Consider the following 17,523-nt stretch of genomic DNA (forward strand, 5'->3'; position numbering starts at 1 on the left):
CTGCTACTTCAACGGCCGGTTCTTCAGCAACTGGCGCTTCAGGTTGTGCTGCCACTTCAACGGCCGGTTCTTCAGCAACTGGCGCTTCAGGCTGTGCTGCTACTTCAACGGCCGGTTCTTCAGCAACTGGCGCTTCAGGTTGTGCTGCCACTTCAACGGCCGGTTCTTCAGCAACTGGCGCTTCAGGATGTGCTGCCAGTTCAACGGCCGGTTCTTCAGCAACTGGCGCTTCAGGTTGTGCTGCTTCTACAACGGCCAGTTCTTCAGCAACTGACGCTTCAGGTTGTTCTTGTGCTTTAAGCTGTGCTTCGTATTCTGCAGCGGCTTGATCGGCAACAGGAACAAACGCAGGTTCGGCATCTTTACTACCTTCTGGCTTACGACGTCTTTGACCTGCCGCACGGAGGTGGCGAGGGGAGCGACGAGAACGCGTTTTGGGTGTCTCGTCAGTTGTCTCTACATCACCTTTTTCTGTGCTAGGTTGAACGTCAGTTAGTTGCGGAACCTTTGCTTGGGCTTTGTCTTCTTGCTTGGTATCGGCTTGCGCCTCTACCGCTACCTCAGCAGTTACCGATGTATCAGTCATTATCGGTTGGTCTTTAGTAGCACTTACTTCAGCACTTTGCGCAACAACTTTCGTGTCTTTTTCAGTGGTTTTTTCCACATCTTGATTCAACGCTTCTACTACAGCTTCCTGCGTTTTCTCACCAATGCGCACTTTCTTACGTAGATTACGACGCTGTCGACGTGGTTTTACTTTAACTTCTTTCGCTTCAGTCTCAGTATTGTTCGCAATAGCTTCTTTATTATCAGTATTAGTCGTTTTGTTGTCGTTGCGTTTACGCGGGTTTTGACGACGACGCTTATTACGACCTTCACCTTTTTCACGATTGTCATTGCTGCGCGTATCTTGCTCCGCTCGCTCTTCTTGAGCATGCTCTTCACGCTTTTTCCCATTGTTACGACGGCGATTTTGGTTTTTGCGACGGTTGTCGTTGTTACGACGCGGCTTCTGAGTAGCTGGCTTTTTCTCTTCCTCTTGCTCAGGTTCAGAGCTAAATAGCCCTTTTAGCCACAGACCGATTTTTGCAAGTAACCCAGCTTCTGACTTCTCAGCTGCTTTTGCTTTTACTTTTGGCTGTTCAGCAACCGGTGCAGGTGCTGGTGCGCTAGGCATCACGACACCTTTAAGTACTGGTTCTTCTTTAATGGCTGTTGGTGTGCGCGATACTTCGATCACTTCCGGCTCTGGCACAGTCATTTGCTCGTAGCTTGCAGCTTCCGATGTTTCATCTTTGCGAAGACGAAGCACTTCGTAGTGAGGCGTTTCCAAATGCTGGTTTGGAATGATCACGACGTCACAGTTATGGCGCTTCTCAATACGGTGTACCGACTTACGTTTTTCATTCAGTAAATAGGCACCAACAGGTACTGGTACTTGCGCGTTTACTTGCGCGGTATTATCTTTGATTGCCTCTTCTTCGATTAAACGAAGAATTGATAGGGCGATAGACTCATTTGAGCGAATGGTTCCTTGACCGCTACAACGCGGGCATGAGTGCTGACTCGCTTCACCTAGACTTGGACGCAAGCGTTGGCGAGACATTTCTAAAAGGCCAAAACGTGATATCTTACCAATTTGAACGCGCGCTCTATCAGGGCGAACAGCCTCTTTAAGACGGTTTTCAACCTCACGCTGGTGGCGAGGAGGTGTCATATCGATAAAGTCGATAACAATTAAACCACCTAAGTCACGTAAACGTAATTGACGCGCAATTTCGTCTGCGGCTTCTAAGTTGGTGTTTAGCGCTGTCTCTTCGATATCACCGCCCTTGGTTGCTTTAGACGAGTTGATATCAATTGACGTTAATGCTTCTGTTGGGTCGATAACGATTGAACCGCCTGAAGGCAGTCTCACTTCACGCTGGAAAGCGGATTCAATTTGGCTTTCGATTTGGTAGTGAGTAAATAGTGGTACGTCGTTTTGATATAGCTTTACGCGATTAATAAAGTCAGGGCGAAAACGCTCAATATGCGCTTTGGCTTCTTCAAAAACACGCGCTTTATCTATCAAAATCTCACCAATATCGCGACGTAAATAGTCACGAATAGCACGGAAAATAACGTTACTTTCTTGATGGATTAAAAACGGTGCCTTACCACTATTTGCTGCTTCTTGAATTGCTTGCCAGTGCACCAACAGTGCTTTCAAGTCATATTCAAGTTCTTCGAAAGATTTACCAACACCAGCGGTACGAACGATTAAACCCATACCTTTAGGTAAGTTTAGGCGGCTTAATGCTTCTTTAAGTTCAATGCGTTCATCACCTTCAATACGGCGTGAAATACCACCCGCTCTTGGATTATTAGGCATTAAAACTAAATAGCTACCGGCTACGCTGATAAAAGTAGTTAACGCTGCGCCTTTTTGACCGCGCTCTTCTTTATCAACTTGAACAATAACTTCTTGGCCTTCTTTGATCACATCTTTGATGTTTGGACGGCCATTGAACGTATAGCCGCTCGGGAAGTATGTTTTGGCAATTTCTTTTAAAGGAAGGAAACCGTGACGCTCAGCGCCGTAATCAACAAAGGCGGCTTCTAGAGATGGTTCGATACGGGTGATTTTACCCTTGTAAATATTCGCTTTTTTCTGTTCGTGACCTGGGCTTTCGATGTCTAGATCGTATAACCTTTGGCCGTCAACCAGTGCTACGCGCATTTCTTCTTGCTGCGTGGCATTGATCAGCATACGTTTCATATTGTTACTCTACTTTCAAATTAGTCGAGTCTGACTGTTTACTACACTGAGTTAATTTAGTGTTCCACTGGTATTGATGCAGTCTCACGACTGGGGAAACAGGAACAAATTACAGTAACCTGCCGTTGCACTTAAGTTAGTTTTCTAACGGTTCAAGCGCCAAACTGGGCAATGCATTCGCATTTAGGTTCGTCGCACGGGCTAAATTGCTCAACGTGGCTAACTATCAGACAAATATATTTATTTCTTGCTTTTTCGTTTTATTAATCGTGCTTAACTGCGCTGACGATCTATTACGCGCATCGTAAGGCGTTAAAGGCACGTGTTTTCCGGGTGTGACAAAAGCTTTGGAAATCCACGCTTCAATCTGTATGATCTGTCACCCATGATGTGCATCACGATTAGTATTTTGCGAGTAAAAAGCAGTTACGCAAAATTTGCGAGCCGATTATCCCACTAATACCCTTGTGATAGCAACTAAATTATTACTCAAATCAGTGATTAGGCAATGTCAGAAAAGTCCGGTTTAAAAGTTAGTTTTGTTACCATAACCGAAGACCAAGAAGGTCAGCGTATTGATAACTTTTTGGTTACCCACTTAAAAGGGGTGCCCAAAAGTGCCGTGTATAAAATTTTGCGTAAGGGTGAAGTGCGTGTAAATAAAAAGCGCGTGAAACCTGTTTATCGACTGCAAATTGATGATCAGGTGCGTATTCCGCCGATCAAGGTGGCGGAGCGTGAAGAATTTGTGCCTCGTAATCTAGATAAAATTTCAGCATTGGAAGACGCCATTATCTTTGAAGATAAGTATCTTATCGTTATCAATAAACCATCGGGTATGGCAGTACATGGCGGTAGCGGTTTAAGTTATGGCCTGATTGAAGCGTTACGTGTCTTAAGGCCAGATGAAAAAAGTCTAGAGTTGGTACATCGCCTTGATAGAGATACATCGGGCTGCTTACTTATTTCAAAGCGCCGCTCCATTTTAAAAGGGCTGCATGAACAGTTGCGTGAAAAGACCATGGAAAAAAATTACTGGGCCTTGGTGTCTGGTGAGTGGGCTGCGAAAATAAAGAATGTAACTGAACCGCTACGTAAAAATACTCTGCAGTCGGGTGAACGAGTTGTGCGCGTCGATGAAGAACAAGGTAAGCCATCACATACGCGCTTTCGGGTGTTAGAACGCTTTGAAGGCTGTACTTTGGTGCAAGCATCACCTGTGACTGGCCGAACACACCAAATTCGCGTTCATACCCAGTGTAAAGGTCATCCGATAGCATGTGATGACAAATACGGAGATCAGGTCTTTGATGCAACAATGCGTAGCCAAGGGTTAGGGCGATTGTTTTTACATGCCCATGATTTACGCTTTTTACATCCAAAAACAGAAACGACGATGTATGTCGAGGCGCCACTCGATAAAGCACTCACAAATTGTTTGCAAGCCTTAAGGAACGGGTAAATGAAGTACAAACTGGTTATTTTTGATTGGGACGGTACAGTGATGGACTCTGTGCCAAAAATAGTAAACACCTTACAATTAGCAGCTCAACAAGTGGGTGTAGAAATCCCTTGTGAAAAACGCGCTGCCTCGATAATCGGTTTGTCTCTCGATACAGCCGTTGCAACCTTATTTCCTAATGAACAGCCTTTATGGGAAGACCTAGTAGCTGCATATCAACACCAATATAAACATGGCGATAATATCCCTACGCCACTTTTTGAGGGGGCTGAAGATTTAATCCAGCGCCTAAATAAGAGCGGTGTACATCTCGCGGTGGCTACAGGAAAGGGGCGTTCTGGATTAAATGCGATGTTGTCTCAAACTGGTGTAGGTCATTATTTTTCTACAACGCGTACCGCTGATGAAGCAGCCTCTAAACCGAGCCCGGATATGGTGCAGCAAATCTTATCTGAATTAGATGTGTTAGCGGAAGATGCCGTCATGATCGGTGACTCGCTGCTAGACATGCAAATGGCATTTAACGCAGGTGTTGATGCCATAGGTATGAGCTGTGGCGCAGCCAGCGAAGAGCAATTATTACAAAGCAATGCACTGGCCGTTTGTGCTGACTTTGAACAGTTAGCGCATAGCTTGCGCGTTCAGCACATCGAGTCCGTTCTTTGCGAGTAGCTTAGTCAGTTGAATAAGGGGAAGACCTATCAGTGAATTTGGGTCATCTCCTTCAAGCCTTTCGAACAAGCATATGCCGAGCCCTTCACTTTTAAAACTACCAGCACATTGATATGGTTTCTCGGCATCACAATAAGCTTCTATCTGTAATTGTGTTAGCTTCCTAAAATGTACTTGAAAAGGCTCTACTATCGTTGTGATAGTGCCACTTTCAATATCGTACAAGCTGAGCCCGGTTAAAAAGGTGACTTTATTGCCACTAAAGCGAGTTAACTGTTCAACAGCATTCTTTTTTGTATGGGGCTTTCCTAATACGCTGTTGTCATAAACAGCCACTTGGTCTGAGCCGATTACCAGTCCTTTTGAGAAAAATTGGCTGGCAGACTTAGCTTTAAGCTCACTGAGACGATGAACAAGTTGTTCCGGCTTTTCATCAGGCAGTGGTGATTCGTCGATGTTGGGAGAGAAGCTCTCAAATGGCAAGTTGAGTTTTTTCAAAATTTGCTGCCTAAATGGCGAACTTGACGCTAAAATGAGTGGGGTTTTCATAAATACTCGAGAGTCAATTTAAACTTGCAGCTAGGATAGGGCGCAATAACGCGAAAAACAAAGGAAAGTTTGATTTTTATTTTGACTAAGGCACTAACTATCTATATGATGCAGCCCCTATGCAAAAGGTGAAAATTCCCATCACCCTTGATCCTTGTAGAGCCGCACAGCGTCGTCTAAATTATGACGGAGTTGTTCAGCTTGAAGAGCTTTCTCGTTTAGAGCAAGTTGTACAAGATCAATCGGGTGAGATAGCGGTAAACATTCATTGCAAAAATGACGAGCAAGGGTTAGTCGTTGTGAGCGGAACTATTCGTGCACACCTTACTGTTATTTGTCAGCGATGTAATGATGAATTAGGGTTGGATTTGGTACAAGACTTTGCTTATTCTCCAGTTGGATTAGGTTCAGAGTCAGATGATCTTCCCGAATGCTACGATGTGGTAGAGCTAAACGAAGAAGGTGAAATTAATCTTCGTCAACTTATAGAAGACGAGTTAATTTTAGCGCTTCCGATTGTTCCTATGCACAACGAAGCATCATGTGCCTATTCTGAGGAGCCTGCCAGCTTCGGAGAAATAGACACGCAAGAGAGCAAACCAAATCCATTTGAAATTTTAAAACAACTTAAGAAAAATTCTTAGGAGAAGGCTAATGGCAGTACAAAAGAGCAAAAAGTCTCGCGCACGTCGTGGCATGCGTCGTTCACACGATGCGATCAGTGGACCAGCTTTAACTGTAGATCAAGTTTCAGGTGAGACTCACCGTCGTCACCACGTGACTGCAGATGGTTACTACAAAGGCGTTAAAGTAATTTCTAACTAAGAGATTGCTTTATGCTGACTCATCTAACCATAGCGTTAGATATGATGGGGGGCGATTACGGCCCCCGTTCATCTATCCCCGCAGCAGTCGCTGCAGTAAACAAGCATCAACATTTAAAGCTGCTTTTGTGTGGTAATGAAGTCGTTATCAGCGAAGGTCTGACTAAACTTGATTCGTTACATCATCCTCGATTAGTTATCAAACACTGTGAAGAAGTTGTTACCAATAGTTGTGAACCGGCACATGCGGTACGCAATAAAAAGGCCTCTTCTATGCGCATTGCCCTCGATTTAGTGAAATCGGGTGAAGCGCAGGCTTGTGTTAGTTCAGGCAACACCGGTGCTTTATTTTTCATGGCACATCATGTGCTGAAAATGCTCCCTGGTATAAAAAGACCCGCGCTTATCTCCTCAGTACCGACAGAAAAGAAACAGCCCGTATATTTACTCGATCTTGGTGCGAACGTGCACTGTGATGCGGAAACTTTATTCCAATTTGGCATTATGGGTTCCATTGTTGCGGGACAAGCCTTGCAACTTGAGCAGCCGAAAGTGTGTTTGTTGAACATCGGTTCAGAAGACATTAAAGGCCACGAAGATATAAAACAAGCAGCGCAATTGATGCGACAATCACCCCATTTAAACTATCAAGGCTACTGTGAAGGTAGTGATATGTTTTCAGGCAAAGCTGATGTGATTGTTTGCGAAGGCTTTGTAGGTAATGTTGCACTAAAAACCTGTGAAGGAATTGCTAAACTTATCATGCATAAGTTTACAAAAGCGTTGAAAAAGCATTTATTTTATCGTTTATTAGCGATTGCATTACGCCCTGTAATAAAAAAACTATATAAAAGGGTGAACCCCGACCAGTATAACGGCGCAAGTCTGGTAGGATTGCGGGGTATTGTAGTGAAAAGTCATGGAAATGCTTCGAATAAAGCATTTCTTGCAGCGATAGAGGAAGCCGCTAGAGAAGTTGAACGCCGTATTCCTGAAAAGATCCAAGCTACTTTTGCGCAGATAATAGCAGCAAATTCAGAACACCCGCCAACGTCAATCGGCAACTAATGTAGTGTCGTAACCGATTTTACGTGGCGCAACAATTACTAGAAGAGCACAATATGTCACAAAAAATTGCACTTTTATTTCCTGGCCAAGGGTCTCAATCCGTTGGCATGCTGTCAGAATTACTTGATTCATCAGAGATTGTAAAACAGACTTTCGCTGAAGCTTCAGAAGCACTGGGTTATGACTTGGCAGCGCTAGTCCTCAATGGCCCAGAAGAAGAATTGAACCAAACTCATCGCACACAACCTGCGCTTTTAACCGCAAGTGTTGCTATTTATCGCCATTGGCTTGCAAGCAACTCTGAGCAAGAAGTCGTAATGGCAGGGCATAGCTTGGGTGAATACTCAGCATTAGTATGTGCAGGTGTGTTGTCTTTATCTCAAGCAGTGAAGCTAGTTGAAAATCGTGGCTTATACATGCAAGAAGCAGTACCTGCGGGTATTGGTTCAATGGCTGCGATCATTGGCCTTGACGACGAAACGATTGTTAAAGCGTGTACAGATTCAGCACAAGGTCAGATAGTATCTCCTGTTAATTATAATTCACCAGGCCAAGTTGTTATTGCTGGTCACAAAGAAGCCGTTGATCGTGCGTCGGAAGCTTGTAAAGAGGCAGGAGCTAAGCGAGCGTTACCCTTGTCTGTCAGTGTTCCATCACACTGTGAACTTATGAAGCCTGCAGCAGATAAGTTGGCACAAGATTTAGCTAACCTAGCAATGAATGCAGCTAATTGCGATGTGATCAACAACGTTGATGTTGCTGTCGCTACATCTGAGCAAGAAATTAAAGATGCACTTATTCGACAGCTATATAGCCCTGTTCGCTGGACCGAGACAGTACAAGCGCTGGCCAAACAAGGTATCACTCAGGCATATGAATTCGGCCCAGGTAAGGTATTAACGGGTTTAGCTAAAAGAATTGATAAATCTGTTGCATGTGCTGCTGTTAATAACAGCGATTCACTTGCAGCAATATAAGAGAAGAAAAGGATCATGAACAAATTATTTTCATTAGAAGGTAAAGTCGTTTTAGTAACCGGTGCAAGCCGTGGAATTGGCAAAGCAGTTGCTAATGCGCTTGTAGCACAAGGTGCAAAAGTTGCGGGCACTGCAACAAGCGAAGGTGGTGCTGAAAAAATAAGTGAATACCTAGGTGAAAACGGTAAAGGCTATGCACTGAACGTGACTGACGCTGAGTCTATTGCACAAACATTAGAAGCAATTAAAGCAGATTTGGGTGATGTTGATGTATTGGTTAACAACGCGGGTATCACACGCGATAACTTATTGATGCGTATGAAAGACAGCGAATGGGATGACATCATAGATACGAATTTAAGTTCTATTTATCGCCTATCAAAAGCTGTGTTACGTCCTATGATGAAGAAAAAATGTGGTCGCATTATCAACATTGGTTCTGTAGTCGGTACTATGGGGAATGCTGGTCAGGCTAATTACGCGGCGGCAAAAGCGGGTGTGATTGGTTTTTCGAAATCGTTAGCACGTGAAGTTGCTTCTCGTGGTATTACAGTCAATGTCGTTGCACCAGGCTTTATCCAAACAGATATGACCAATGAGTTGACTGATGAGCAAAAAGCAGCAACGCTAGCAAGTGTTCCTGCGGGTCGTTTAGGCCAACCAGAAGAGATAGCAGCAGCGGTATGCTATTTGGCATCTGATGCGGCGGCTTATGTATCTGGTGAAACATTGCACGTAAATGGTGCTATGTACATGGTATAAAGTTGCAAAGATCGCAATCTAGGCTTTTAATTTTTTGTGATCTTGCTGCAAACTTACTTGAAATTGCTATTAAAATAGGCGATAAAAGTAACAAATATAACCAAAGAGGTTTGACCAGACAAAAATATCTGAGCAAATCCTTGAATCACAGTATTATGCGCCGTAAACTACGCCGCAATCTGAAAATAACGCAAATGCGTTTTAATAAAGGAAAGAAGAATGAGCGATATTCAAGAACGCGTAAAAAAAATCATTATCGAGCAACTAGGTGTTAAAGAAGAAGAAGTTAAATCAGAAGCGTCTTTCGTTGACGATTTAGGTGCAGATTCTCTAGACACTGTTGAACTTGTAATGGCTCTTGAAGAAGAGTTCGATACTGAGATCCCTGATGAAGAAGCTGAGAAAATCACGACTGTTCAAGCAGCGATCGATTACGTTACTGCTCACGCTGAGTAATTAGCGAAGTATACACTCAGGGCAGCGCACGCTGCCCTTAGTTTTTTATATCCCCTCATAAAATAATAATCCCTTTTTGGAGGAAACCGTGGCTAAACGTCGAGTCGTAGTAACTGGCTTGGGTATGTTGACGCCGCTGGGTAATGATGTAGCATCAACCTGGCAGGGCTTATTAGATGGCCGTAGTGGCATCGAAAACATCACTCACTTTGATACATCTTCTTTTGGAACCAAATTCGCGGGCCTAGTCAACGATTTTGATGCCACTTTGTACATGCCGAAAAAAGAAACCAAAAAAATGGACTTGTTCATTCAATATGGTGTCGCGGCAGGTTCTCAGGCAATTAAAGACTCAGGCTTGGAAGTGACTGATGCAAATGCTGATAGGATTGGTGTGGCTGTAGGTTCTGGTATCGGCGGTTTAACGTTGATCGAAGAAAACCACATTAAGCTGTTAAATAGTGGTCCTCGTAAGTTATCACCTTTTTACGTGCCTTCTACTATCGTCAATATGATCTCTGGTCATTTATCTATAATGCATAATTTACGTGGTCCAAACATTTCCATCGTAACTGCATGTACAACTGGCCTGCACAACATCGGTCATGCAGCACGTATGATTGCCTATGGTGATGCTGATGCCATGGTCGCTGGTGGTTCTGAAAAAGCATCAACTCCAATTGGTATGGGTGGATTCTGTGCGGCTCGTGCGCTTTCATCACGTAACGATGATCCTCAAGCGGCATCGCGCCCATGGGATAAAGATCGTGATGGCTTTGTATTAGCGGACGGTGCTGGTGTGATGGTATTAGAAGAATATGAGCACGCTAAAGCACGTGGCGCGAAAATATACGCTGAGCTGGTTGGTTTTGGTATGAGCGGTGATGCGTATCACATGACTTCACCACCTGAAGATGGTGCAGGTGCAGCATCGGCAATGCGAAATGCGCTCAACGATGCGGGCATTAATGCCGATCAGATTGGTTATATCAACGCACATGGTACGTCAACACACGCCGGTGATAAAGCTGAAACTCAAGCGGTTAAATCTGTATTTGGTGATGCGGCAGGTAAAGTAATGGTGAGTTCATCGAAGTCTATGATGGGTCACTTGTTAGGTGCGGCAGGTTCAGTCGAGTCTATTATCACAGCGCTATCATTGGTGGAACAAAAAGTAACGCCAACGATCAACCTTGATAACCCGGATGAAGGTTGCGATCTAGATTATGTGCCGCATACAGCACGAGACGCTAAGTTTGAATACGCGCTATGTAACTCGTTTGGGTTTGGTGGTACCAATGGCTCGTTGTTATTTAAAAAGGTATAATGCCGTTTAGGCAATGTAAAAAAGCCTGGCTATGCCGGGCTTTTTTGTGGGTGATAAATGGATATTAAACAATCAGATTATATATCAAACGCCGATAGAGGCTTGTCGTATGGCGATGGCTTTTTTACCACGGCTATGATCCAACATGAGCATGTTCAGCTATGGGACTTGCATTTGCATAGGCTCAAAACATGCCAACAACGTTTAATGTTTCCTGACATTGACTTTGAGCAGCTAACTGAGAATATCCAACAAGCGTGTAAAGGCGTTCAGTCTGGCGTACTCAAGGTGATTATAACACGAGGCGAAGGGGGCAGAGGTTACTTACCCGATGCATCCGCGCAACCACAAGTTATAATCAAAACCAGTGAATATCCAAATCATTACCAACAATATCAGCAAAGTGGACTCATTGTGCAACATAGTACGATTAAGCTTGGTCATCAGCCATTATTTGCTGGGCTAAAAACGCTGAATCGTTTAGAGCAAGTTATGATAAAAATAGATGCACAGCACTATGATTGTGATGATGTTTTGGTGAGTGACATTGATAACAACATAATTGAAACTTCGGTAGGTAACCTCATTGCGATTAAAGGTGGTCAAGCGTATACCCCTGCATTGAATAATTGTGGTGTCTCAGGCGTCTATTTGGCACATTTAGCGCGTATAAATAATATTGAACCTATAAAGCTCAAAGCTAGTGACTTAAGCCAGTTAGATGCACTATTCGTGTGTAATAGTTTAATGGGCTGTGTACATGTGGCTTCAATTTTGGATCATCACTATGATGTATCACTTGCAAAACAGTTTAAGTCTCGTTTAGAGTCTGGCTTGTTATGATAAAGAAGTTACTAATTGTTATTTTATTAACTGGGGTCGCGCTCAGTGTTTTTGTTCATCAGCAATTTAAAGTGATGCAGCAAGAACCTCTGCGTGCGCAAACAGCGTTATATGAAGTAAATGCAGGAACGGGATTCCATCGTCTATGCCGAGATTGGCAAAAGCGAGGTTTTTTGCAATCTTGCCTACCATATCAAATTTATTCCAAATTTTTACCGGAACGCTTTGAGCTTAAAGCGGGTGTATATGATTTGAGCAATTTAACTGTGATGGATGCAATTGATAAAATCCACAACGGTAAGCAGCAGCAGTTTAGTTTCACTATTATCGAGGGTGAAACCTTTAAAGATATTCTCGAAAAGCTTAAAACAAGCCCTTACTTACAAGTTTCGGACAATGACGATGAGTTAATCGCAGCATTAGAGGTTGATAATAAGCCTGAAGGGTGGTTCCTACCGGAAACATATCATTACGAAGCGTATACCCGTGCAGCGACTTTATTGAATCGTGCTAAGCAAAAAATGCTGCACATACTAGAACAAGCATGGGAAAGCCGAGCGCCTGAGCTGCCATTGAAATCGTCTTACGAGGTGCTCATTTTGGCATCTATCATAGAAAAAGAAACGGGATATGCACCCGAGAGACAAAAAATAGCTTCTGTATTTGTCAATCGCTTAAAAGCCAATATGCGCTTACAAACTGATCCGACAGTAATTTATGGCATTGGTGATAAGTTTGATGGTGACATAAAGCGTCGTGATTTGAAGCAATATACACCGTATAATACGTACAGAATTAAAGGTCTGCCTCCTACACCGATTGCAATGCCATCAGCTGATGCAGTGCGGGCAGCAACGCAACCAGCGCAAACGCCTTATTACTATTTTGTAGCAAAAGGAAATGGACAACATCAGTTTTCAATTAACTTGCGTGAGCACAATCAGGCAGTACAGAGATATATTTTAAAGAGAAATAATGACAGCTAAATTTATTGTAATTGAAGGGCTTGAAGGTGCCGGAAAATCGACAGCTATGGCTATTTGTCAGCAGTTTTTACAACAACGACATATTGATTTTGTGCAAACGCGTGAGCCCGGTGGTACTCCTTTAGCTGAATCATTGCGTACACTTATTAAACAGCAACATCAGGAAAAAATTGCCAGCGAAACAGAGTTATTGCTTATGTATGCTTCGCGTTGCCAACTTTTGCATAATGTGATTAAGCCTGCATTGGATAATGGTCAGTGGGTACTAGCCGATAGACATGACATGTCATCTCAAGCATATCAAGGTGGTGGTCGAGAACTATCAATATCGACGTTGTCAGCGTTATCTAAGATTGTGCTTAATGGACTGAAACCAGATTTGACTTTGTATCTAGATATACCACCTGAGATTGGTTTGGCCAGAGCGAAGGGGAGAGGTGAGCTAGATCGCATCGAACTTGAGGCATTGAGCTTTTTCGAGCGTACCAGAGCACGTTATTTAGAGCTCGCTAGTGCTGATAAAAACTGTGTTATTATCAATGCAAATCAGAGTATTGACGAAGTCCACAGTGATATCCTTACAGCGCTCGAGCGGTTTTATGTGCAGGTGACAATCTAATGTATGAGTGGCATGCGCAACTTTGGCAGCAATTGGCGCTAACGCACCAGCAGCACCGCTTTCATCATGCGCAATTACTTGTCGGCTTAGTGGGTGTAGGTAAGCGAGAGTTGGCGCAAGATATTGCCTATGGTTTGTTGTGTGATGCCAACGAAACGCTCAATGCGTGTGGTCGATGCAAAAGTTGTGCGCTAATCCAAGCGCAAACTCACCCAGATCTCATGCAGATCAGTGCGCAAAGCCAGAGTATTTCGGTTGAGTCAATCCGCGAACTTGCGAGTTTTGTGCATCATTCAGCTCAGCAAGGTGGTAAAAAGGTGGCGATCATTACGAATGCCCAAAAAATGACGCATTCGGCAGCCAACGCATTGTTAAAAACCCTAGAGGAGCCCAATGATGGGCGCTATATTTTGCTTACTTGTGATGACACAGAACAGCTGCCAGCGACTATTTTAAGCCGTTGCAGTCATGTGCCAGTACGAGTTTTACAGCAATCTCAAAGTTGGGATTGGCTGGTAGGACAAAATATCAATATTGATCAGTATCCTTGGGTTAAACATTTTTTGAGCCAGCCACTTATTGTAATGAAATGGCATGAAGATCAGCTGTTAGATAAAGTGGACGCGTTACACAAATTTGCATGTAACGTCAAAGAGGGAGATAATTTCACACAGGTACAAGCAACTTTGGCTGAAACGCCTGAGTTGATGAGTGTATTTTGCCTCTTTATCCAGATGCAACTTAAAGATAGACTGTTATCAGGTTTATCGTTTCAAGCATATGATAAGCTTCAACATGCACTGCACCAGTTTATGTCAGACACACAACAGATATTGGGCTTAAACCAGGCTTTAGCACTGAATAAATTGGTCGATACAATAAAAAATATGAGTGAATAGGAAACCCAGTGCAAGAATTGCTACTAGACCTTCAAGATCCAGATGAATTATATCTTTGCTACATGGCAACGTTTAAGCAGGGAGGCCTTTTTGTTAAGAGTAACGCGCGTTTTGAGCTTGGCCAGACTGTGTCACTTAGAGTTACACTTCCTGATGAAATAGAAGATCATGTTATTGTTGGCAAAGTTGTCTGGTTGACACCTCAAGGTGCGCAGAACTCAAACCCACCGGGTGCTGGCGTTAGTTTTGTTGAAGACCCAGATAGAGTTAATGATAGAATTATCAAGCAGCTTGGTACTGCTTTGAACTCTGGTAAACCCACCTACACCATGTAAGAGTAGTTATGATTGTAGATTCTCACTGTCATCTAGACAGATTAGATTTTGATAAACTTGACTTGAGCCTGTCCCAAGTCTTGGACGCCGCGCGAGCGAAGCAGGTTGAACACTTTTTGTGTGTTAGCGTCACGTTAGAGCAGTTTCCAAAAATGTTGGAGGCGATTTCACAGTATCGCGATGTGTCTGCTTCTTGTGGAGTGCACCCACTAGATCAAAAAGACAAGTTGAATAAAGAATTACTCACTCGTTTAGCAAGCCATGATAAAGTTGTTGCAATTGGTGAAACCGGATTAGATTACTACTACTCAAAAGATACCCATCAAGTGCAGCAAGATAGCTTTGTTGGCCACATAGAAGTTGCTAATGAGTTGAATAAACCTTTGATAATTCACACTCGGGATGCAAAAGCAGACACTATCAATTTGATGAAGACACATAACGCTGAAAACTGTGGCGGTGTATTACACTGTTTTACTGAAGATTGGGCGATGGCAAAGCAAGCGCTTGACTTGGGCTTTTATATTTCAATCTCAGGTATTGTCACATTCAAAAATGCAGTTGAGTTGAAGGATGTTGTTAAACAAATCCCATTAGATAGATTACTGATTGAAACTGATTCACCGTATTTGGCACCGGTTCCACACCGAGGCAAAACAAATCAACCTGCCTATGTGCAGGACGTAGCCTATTACATCGCAGATTTGAAAGGAGTAAGCTACAAAGAGCTTGCAACTGCGACCACAGATAACTTTTATCAGCTGTTTAATCTAGCTTCTCGGGCGGATGGCTAGTCGCGCGCAGTTACCTACCTTATTACTTGGTCCCATGCTTCGGCGTGCGGAGCAAGCCGCTATTTGTATTCAATTGGCTACGAGTGCGCAACACAAAGTAGAGGTAGTGATAGAAGGTTATGCGTGTAAAACGCAGCAAAAAACTCTGCGCCTTGGTGAACACTGTTTTTTTCATATCCTAGTTGTTTCACCTTGCTCAGGGCTGTTCGCACCTGATATTCATTGCGATTATGCGTTAACTTTAGATGGACAACCGCTATCACTTGACGACTTCAGTTATAGCTGCAAAACCTCTCCGCAATGCATTGTGCCTCAGAAGTTAACACACGTACTTCATGGTAGTTGCAGAAATCCGCATCACCCTAGCCGTGATAGTCTTGTAGCGGCAGATAAGCACCTAGAGCAAGGTTTTGAAAAAGGCCTTGAACTTCCTAGTTTACTTCTGATGTCCGGCGATCAAATTTACGCTGATGATGTTGCCGGCCCCATGTTATTAGCGATAGAGCAACTCATAGAATTGCTAGGGCTATATAAAGAACCCGCGCATATTGAAACGCTGCCAGAAGATATTCAGCAGCAACTGTACGCACGCCAAAATTACTTACCAAAAACGCCTTGGCAATTATGTTCAAAATTTAGTTTTGGTTATTGGTTTAAAAAAGGTGAAGCGCATTTTACTAGCATGTATGCAGGCAACCACCTTGTTTATTTTCAAGAGTTTGTTGCTTGTTATCTGCTTAATTTTGGTAGTCACTGTTGGCAATTGATTGATAAATCATCTTTACACTATCTAGGCTCAGATCAAAAGGTACAAAAGCGCTTTGATAGCCATCTAGAGGCCATCAATGGGTTTGTGAGAGACTTGCCAAAAGCACAGCGTTTATTTGCAAATATTCCTACATTGATGATGTTTGATGATCATGATGTGACCGATGATTGGAACTTAACGGCGCGCTGGGAGCAAGCCATTGCTGCACACAATAGCAGTCGGCGCATTATCAATAGTGGTTTATTAAGTTATTGGTTGTTTCAAGGGCTAGGCAATGATGCTATGCAACATACAGGTGCACTGTGCAGTGAGTTTGAGCGCAGCCTAATAGACCACAAATGGCAATTTAAGGCTTTAGACAAAGCACTTACTCGCTTTGCAAATTGGCATTATTGCCTCGAAACCTACCCGAAAGTGGTTGTGTTGGATACGCGTACTCATCGCTGGCGCAATGAGCAAAATTTTAATGAACCAAGCGGCCTCATGGATTGGGAAATGCTCATGGAACTAGAGGACACGTTGCTCGATCATACAGAAGTTATTCTTGTTTCCCCAGCGCCGGTATTTGGTGTTAAATCGATTGAAGCAGTGCAATCTATCTTTAATTTTTGTGGGCAACCTTTATTAGTTGATGTAGAAAACTGGATGGCACACGAGGGGTCAGCTAAAAAGTTGCTCGAGATTTTTAGACGCCCAGATACACCGAAGGAAACAATTATTTTATCTGGTGACGTACACTATTCATTTTGCTTTTCGGTACAAAGCCGGTTTGGCAAGCATCATAATCGTATTTGGCAGTTGACTGCATCAGGCATCAAAAACGAGTTTCCTAAAAAGCTCATCCGTTGTTTTGATAAATTGGACTCAATTTTATACGCGCCATGGAGTCCATTGAATTTCTTCACTAAACGTTGGCATATGGAAGTAAACAAACATCCATTGAAGACGTCATATAAAAAGCAGCCTTATTTGATCTCAGATAGCGCAATCAGCTTGATCTCACTAGAGCAAGGTAAGTTATCTCGCTATCAATTGCTTCATGGTTGTGGAAAATTACAAGAATTTGAATTGAGTGACGAGTAATAACAATCCGCAATAACACTTAATCATTTTGAGGGATTTAACCTGATGATAGCTGCGTTAAAAATTTCTCATTTAGAACAACTAAATAACGAAATTTTTGCCTTGCCTACATGGATGTAGGTACCTTGACGGTAGCGGTGCTACCGTCAAGGTTTTCTTGCCTCAAAATAGACTACTTCGTTAAGTGAGTTGGTTTAAAAACCTCATACCTTTTTAGGCGTGTTGAACTTTGCTGTGTATCATCGCGCATTTGGGCTATTGAAAGCCTTTGATTTGAACAAAAATCATACCTCAAAATTCAACACGCCCAAGTCTTTGCTATATTTTAGTTAAACTC

The 17,523-nt window shown here is 43.1% G+C and carries 18 protein-coding genes; 16 read left to right on the forward strand and 2 right to left on the reverse strand.

From position 1 onward, the window contains the following. On the reverse strand, positions 1–2,761 hold a 2,761-nt coding region (rne, locus tag ACW689_RS17880), incomplete at its 3' end, for a ribonuclease E (RefSeq protein ID WP_476293421.1). Positions 2,762–3,269: 508 nt separating this feature from the next. Here rne and rluC point away from each other — a divergent pair. Beyond that, complete coding sequence (gene rluC / locus ACW689_RS17885; protein ID WP_476293422.1) at positions 3,270–4,223, forward strand: 23S rRNA pseudouridine(955/2504/2580) synthase RluC; 954 nt, start codon at positions 3,270–3,272, stop codon at positions 4,221–4,223. Continuing rightward, positions 4,224–4,895 (forward strand): HAD-IA family hydrolase, encoded by a 672-nt coding sequence (locus ACW689_RS17890; protein ID WP_476293423.1) that lies wholly within the window; start codon positions 4,224–4,226, stop codon positions 4,893–4,895. On the opposite strand, the gene ACW689_RS17895 is transcribed toward ACW689_RS17890, so the two are convergent. Then, positions 4,845–5,444 (reverse strand): Maf family protein, encoded by a 600-nt coding sequence (locus tag ACW689_RS17895; RefSeq protein ID WP_476293424.1) that lies wholly within the window; start codon positions 5,442–5,444, stop codon positions 4,845–4,847. The two genes, ACW689_RS17890 and ACW689_RS17895, sit on opposite strands and share 51 nt — an antisense overlap. A gap of 119 nt (positions 5,445–5,563) precedes the next feature. Here ACW689_RS17895 and yceD point away from each other — a divergent pair, with 119 nt between their 5' ends. The 14 genes from yceD to ACW689_RS17965 all read left to right on the forward strand — a co-directional run bounded on the left by yceD (position 5,564) and on the right by ACW689_RS17965 (position 17,186). Further along, positions 5,564–6,088 (forward strand): 23S rRNA accumulation protein YceD, encoded by a 525-nt coding sequence (yceD, locus tag ACW689_RS17900; protein ID WP_476293425.1) that lies wholly within the window; start codon positions 5,564–5,566, stop codon positions 6,086–6,088. Positions 6,089–6,098: 10 nt separating this feature from the next. Further along, positions 6,099–6,269, forward strand: coding sequence for a 50S ribosomal protein L32 (gene rpmF, locus ACW689_RS17905; RefSeq protein WP_070985127.1), 171 nt, complete (start codon positions 6,099–6,101; stop codon positions 6,267–6,269). A gap of 11 nt (positions 6,270–6,280) precedes the next feature. After that, entirely contained in the window at positions 6,281–7,336 is a 1,056-nt protein-coding gene (gene plsX, locus ACW689_RS17910; protein WP_476293426.1) for a phosphate acyltransferase PlsX, read from the forward strand. A gap of 53 nt (positions 7,337–7,389) precedes the next feature. After that, the gene (gene fabD / locus ACW689_RS17915) at positions 7,390–8,313 is read left to right on the forward strand and encodes an ACP S-malonyltransferase (RefSeq protein ID WP_476293428.1); all 924 of its coding nucleotides are present in this window, start codon (positions 7,390–7,392) and stop codon (positions 8,311–8,313) included. Positions 8,314–8,328: 15 nt separating this feature from the next. Beyond that, a complete protein-coding gene (gene fabG / locus ACW689_RS17920) occupies positions 8,329–9,075 on the forward strand; it encodes a 3-oxoacyl-ACP reductase FabG (RefSeq protein ID WP_476293429.1) in 747 nt (248 codons plus the stop codon). Positions 9,076–9,294: 219 nt separating this feature from the next. Continuing rightward, positions 9,295–9,531 carry an acyl carrier protein gene (acpP, locus tag ACW689_RS17925; protein ID WP_070985135.1) on the forward strand — a complete coding sequence of 79 codons (237 nt, stop codon included), beginning with the start codon at positions 9,295–9,297 and terminating at the stop codon, positions 9,529–9,531. Positions 9,532–9,619: 88 nt separating this feature from the next. After that, a complete protein-coding gene (gene fabF / locus ACW689_RS17930; RefSeq protein ID WP_476293431.1) occupies positions 9,620–10,858 on the forward strand; it encodes a beta-ketoacyl-ACP synthase II in 1,239 nt (412 codons plus the stop codon). Positions 10,859–10,915: 57 nt separating this feature from the next. After that, positions 10,916–11,701, forward strand: coding sequence for an aminodeoxychorismate lyase (gene pabC / locus ACW689_RS17935; protein WP_476293433.1), 786 nt, complete (start codon positions 10,916–10,918; stop codon positions 11,699–11,701). Continuing rightward, on the forward strand, positions 11,698–12,687 hold the full coding sequence (mltG, locus tag ACW689_RS17940; RefSeq protein ID WP_476293434.1) for an endolytic transglycosylase MltG: 990 nt from the start codon (positions 11,698–11,700) through the stop codon (positions 12,685–12,687). The genes pabC and mltG overlap by 4 nt, the downstream gene beginning before the upstream one ends. Further along, on the forward strand, positions 12,677–13,306 hold the full coding sequence (tmk, locus tag ACW689_RS17945; protein WP_476293435.1) for a dTMP kinase: 630 nt from the start codon (positions 12,677–12,679) through the stop codon (positions 13,304–13,306). The genes mltG and tmk overlap by 11 nt, the downstream gene beginning before the upstream one ends. Continuing rightward, positions 13,306–14,205 carry a DNA polymerase III subunit delta' gene (holB, locus tag ACW689_RS17950; RefSeq protein WP_476293437.1) on the forward strand — a complete coding sequence of 300 codons (900 nt, stop codon included), beginning with the start codon at positions 13,306–13,308 and terminating at the stop codon, positions 14,203–14,205. Before tmk ends, holB begins: the two co-directional genes overlap by 1 nt. An 8-nt stretch (positions 14,206–14,213) precedes the next feature. Further along, on the forward strand, positions 14,214–14,540 hold the full coding sequence (locus ACW689_RS17955) for a PilZ domain-containing protein (RefSeq protein ID WP_476293438.1): 327 nt from the start codon (positions 14,214–14,216) through the stop codon (positions 14,538–14,540). Positions 14,541–14,548: 8 nt separating this feature from the next. Then, a complete protein-coding gene (locus ACW689_RS17960; RefSeq protein ID WP_476293439.1) occupies positions 14,549–15,334 on the forward strand; it encodes a TatD family hydrolase in 786 nt (261 codons plus the stop codon). Beyond that, positions 15,327–17,186, forward strand: a complete 1,860-nt coding sequence (locus ACW689_RS17965; RefSeq protein ID WP_476293441.1) for an alkaline phosphatase D family protein — start codon at positions 15,327–15,329, stop codon at positions 17,184–17,186. The genes ACW689_RS17960 and ACW689_RS17965 overlap by 8 nt, the downstream gene beginning before the upstream one ends. Positions 17,187–17,523 lie beyond the last annotated feature (337 nt).

The sequence above is a fragment of the Pseudoalteromonas sp. ABE4_541 genome, from assembly GCF_056312285.1.

Excerpts from the sequence above, each read along its gene's own strand:
- ACW689_RS17895 (WP_476293424.1), bottom strand. The coding sequence starts at position 5,444 with ATGAAAACCCCACTCATTTTAGCGTCAAGTTCGCCATTTAGGCAGCAA.
- acpP (WP_070985135.1), top strand. The coding sequence starts at position 9,295 with ATGAGCGATATTCAAGAACGCGTAAAAAAAATCATTATCGAGCAACTA.
- plsX (WP_476293426.1), top strand. The coding sequence starts at position 6,281 with ATGCTGACTCATCTAACCATAGCGTTAGATATGATGGGGGGCGATTAC.
- rpmF (WP_070985127.1), top strand. The coding sequence starts at position 6,099 with ATGGCAGTACAAAAGAGCAAAAAGTCTCGCGCACGTCGTGGCATGCGT.
- ACW689_RS17960 (WP_476293439.1), top strand. The coding sequence starts at position 14,549 with ATGATTGTAGATTCTCACTGTCATCTAGACAGATTAGATTTTGATAAA.
- pabC (WP_476293433.1), top strand. The coding sequence starts at position 10,916 with ATGGATATTAAACAATCAGATTATATATCAAACGCCGATAGAGGCTTG.
- yceD (WP_476293425.1), top strand. The coding sequence starts at position 5,564 with ATGCAAAAGGTGAAAATTCCCATCACCCTTGATCCTTGTAGAGCCGCA.
- ACW689_RS17965 (WP_476293441.1), top strand. The coding sequence starts at position 15,327 with ATGGCTAGTCGCGCGCAGTTACCTACCTTATTACTTGGTCCCATGCTT.
- rluC (WP_476293422.1), top strand. The coding sequence starts at position 3,270 with ATGTCAGAAAAGTCCGGTTTAAAAGTTAGTTTTGTTACCATAACCGAA.
- holB (WP_476293437.1), top strand. The coding sequence starts at position 13,306 with ATGTATGAGTGGCATGCGCAACTTTGGCAGCAATTGGCGCTAACGCAC.
- mltG (WP_476293434.1), top strand. The coding sequence starts at position 11,698 with ATGATAAAGAAGTTACTAATTGTTATTTTATTAACTGGGGTCGCGCTC.
- fabG (WP_476293429.1), top strand. The coding sequence starts at position 8,329 with ATGAACAAATTATTTTCATTAGAAGGTAAAGTCGTTTTAGTAACCGGT.
- ACW689_RS17890 (WP_476293423.1), top strand. The coding sequence starts at position 4,224 with ATGAAGTACAAACTGGTTATTTTTGATTGGGACGGTACAGTGATGGAC.
- tmk (WP_476293435.1), top strand. The coding sequence starts at position 12,677 with ATGACAGCTAAATTTATTGTAATTGAAGGGCTTGAAGGTGCCGGAAAA.
- fabD (WP_476293428.1), top strand. The coding sequence starts at position 7,390 with ATGTCACAAAAAATTGCACTTTTATTTCCTGGCCAAGGGTCTCAATCC.